Raw genomic sequence first — 2665 nt, 5'->3', positions numbered from 1 at the left:
AAGGCCTGGCTCTTTAGCGACACCGTCGAGGGCGCCAAAGCGTCGGCCATGATCTACAGTCTGATGCTGACTTGCCGCGCCTGTGATGTCGAGCCTTACGCGTATTTGCTGCACGTGCTCAAGGAGCTACCGCAGCGCGCGCAGGACGATGACGTCACAGACCTGCTGCCATTCAACTTCGCCAAGCAGCAAACGATCGCCGTTCAATCCGAGTAGCTTACCCCAAGGATACGCCGAACGTAGCGCTCGGCGTATCCTCATCGAGCCAAAACACATGGCCATGACCGTGGACGTCGCTGATCGCTTCCGATCGTCGCGATGCGCCTACGCTCGCCCAGTAATTGCGAACAATTCTCGCTACGGTGTGCGTAAATTAGCGGATACCTCTTCCGAATAAATATGCGGTGTCAACCGTCGGTATCCTGGTCCACAGAGTCCGGAAGATGCAATTTCGGTGGCGGGATCGAACTGCAGGCGGTACTTGGCAAATGGGCTCAAGATCTTCAACCGACCTGCCCTGGTGGCGGCTGTGGAGCGGCTGGACGAACAGGCCCAACGCAAAGCCAGTTCCACCGTGATCGGACCGCTGTGGCCAATTTGATCGGAGAAGCGTGCAAAGCACATCAGACGCTGCTCCTCACTTTGAAGAGCAAAGCCAAGTCGCCGCCGGCGTTCAAGATAGTCCTCGACCAGAGACACCATCGTTGGGGCGGCCTTCATGTTCGTCTCCCTGGCCAGGGCAATGCAACGGCGTTGAGCCGGGGCAGATCGACTTTGAGATAGATCGTCGTCGTGTTGACGCTGCGATGGCGCAGCAGATCGGCGATGTCCTTGAGACTCGCCCCTTTCCTGAGTAACCTCGAAGCGACAGAATGGCGGAGCACGTGGGTTCCAGTCCACCGCTCAGCCTGGCCGCACCGGGCGTAGGCGCAGCGTACGGCGTTGCGCACGAGGCTCGGCCCTACCGCTTCATCGCGAGGAGCACGGTGGCGTACAAACAGTGCGCGGCTAGCTGTGCTGGGGCGCCCGAAGCGGAGGTAGTCTGAGATCGCTCGCCCCGTCTCCACAGGCAACGGCAGAAGAGTTGTGCGCTTTGCTTTCGCTTTCGAAATCCGGAGCGTGCCTTCTCGCCAGTCCAGGTCATCGAGCTGAATAGACGCTACTTCGCTTGCTCGCAGACCCAGGTCCACGAGACAGCGGACGATCGCGTAATCGCGCCGGCCGGTCGGACGCGTACGATCGAACGATTTCACCAACGTCGCAAGTTCTGAATCGGTAAGAGAATCCGGCAACGCCGCGAGGCGCCAGTAAGCAACTCTGGGGACTGCAGAAATAAGGGGTTCGGTGGGGTCTCCCTGTATTCGACGGAAACGCAAATAACTTCGCAAACAGTCGCCAATGATTCCCGCAGTCCGGGGTTGACAGCCTTCGGCGCGATCAGTCACGAATCGGTAGATGTCATCGGGCTTAATGCGTTCAAGCGCAATCGGCTCCCACCCAAACCGGGCAAGGAGGAATTCACGCACGTAGCGCAGACGGTAAAGGCGCGTTGCCGGTGCCAGACCCCGAACATCCTTAAGATACGCGTCAAAGTGCTGAAGCTCATCGTGTACGAACCGGGAAGCCGGCACTGACCTCGGCGGAATGATGCCCTCCGCACGCAACATGTGAAGCAGATTACGGAGCGCGCGGCGAAGGTTAGCGAGGGTGCGTGGACTTGGCTTGCAGCAGTGGCAGACCGGAAGGTGCACCGTAAGAAAGCGATGTAGTGCCGCCTCATCGATGTGATCAAGCGCGATGCGCTGCGAAGTCAGCCACCGCCCGAAGTGCGACGCACATTGCAGGTAGTTCCCTACAGTAATGCCCGCATATCCCCGTCGGACCAGGTATTCCTCGAAAGCCCCAACGACGGGCTCAAGTGCGCCGTACCGTGCACGATTGCACGCGACGACTTCAGACACGACTTGCCTGATCATGATCGCTCTCCTGAGTGACGGCGGTGAAGCCGTCTGAGAAGAGCAGTATCTGTTATGGAAAGTCGATCGATGGCGAGGCGCTACCAGGCATCCTGAGGAATTAGGCGTCGCACCTCGGAATGCCCGCCAAACCGTGCATAATCTCGGGGCGTCCATAATACGTGCTCTCGATGACCACCCCAGCCAATTCCTCGCGGTAGGGTTCGAGCGCTGCCTGTATCTGCGCCATATCATTGGGCAAGCGCTTCTGGTACAGGATCCGATCGTCCTCATCGTTGACCACCACGACACAGTTGTTCGAGTGCAGGTCTATGCCACAATAGTTCATGTCGGCCTCCGCAGGGTCAAAGTGCGTTTCGCAAACTGACTTTAACCCCGCCGCGTCCCGCGGCGAGGAGACCGGCTAGATGATTATCATAACTTCACCTTGGATCAGACGAAGGCGTTACTCAGTTCGGCCGCGCGATGTACGAGCTGAACATCGACGCATTTTGCGCCAACAGCAGCCAGATCCCTGACACGCAAGGACGTCGGTGAGTTACCGATTACGCGTATCGTTCCTATAGCGAGTGACAGCGGCTCGCGGTGAATCAACGTCTGAAGAGCGTGAGCGGTGTGTATTGCGGTAGCACCGCACGGTACGCTCTGTGGGAGCCGGAGTCGGGGACCGTTTGGCGATCCGGCGATCT

Annotated in this window: 3 protein-coding genes and 1 pseudogene; 1 reads left to right on the top strand and 3 read right to left on the bottom strand. The window is 58.8% G+C overall.

Going from position 1 to position 2665, the window contains the following annotated elements:
- A partial coding sequence (locus AWB78_RS42070) for a transposase domain-containing protein (protein ID WP_198399496.1) occupies window positions 1-216 on the top strand: 216 nt, incomplete at its 5' end.
- Window positions 217-357: 141 nt separating this feature from the next.
- Here AWB78_RS42070 and AWB78_RS47395 read toward each other — a convergent pair.
- The 3 genes and pseudogenes from AWB78_RS47395 to AWB78_RS42060 form a co-directional block, all read right to left on the bottom strand.
- Window positions 358-720 carry a hypothetical protein gene (locus AWB78_RS47395; RefSeq protein WP_157697890.1) on the bottom strand — a complete coding sequence of 121 codons (363 nt, stop codon included), beginning with the start codon at window positions 718-720 and terminating at the stop codon, window positions 358-360.
- A complete protein-coding gene (locus AWB78_RS42065) occupies window positions 717-1976 on the bottom strand; it encodes a site-specific integrase (protein WP_062613172.1) in 1260 nt (419 codons plus the stop codon). Before AWB78_RS42065 ends, AWB78_RS47395 begins: the two co-directional genes overlap by 4 nt.
- Window positions 1977-2133: 157 nt before the next feature.
- Window positions 2134-2304: pseudogene (locus AWB78_RS42060) on the bottom strand (IS110 family RNA-guided transposase); the annotation flags it as partial.
- Between the last annotated feature and the right edge of the window lie 361 nt (window positions 2305-2665).

The organism is Caballeronia calidae (assembly GCF_900044055.2).
GTDB classification, from domain to species: Bacteria; Pseudomonadota; Gammaproteobacteria; order Burkholderiales; family Burkholderiaceae; genus Caballeronia; species Caballeronia calidae.
The sequence above is the reverse complement of the archived record's forward strand: the minus strand, read 5'-3'. Positions and strand labels throughout refer to the sequence as shown.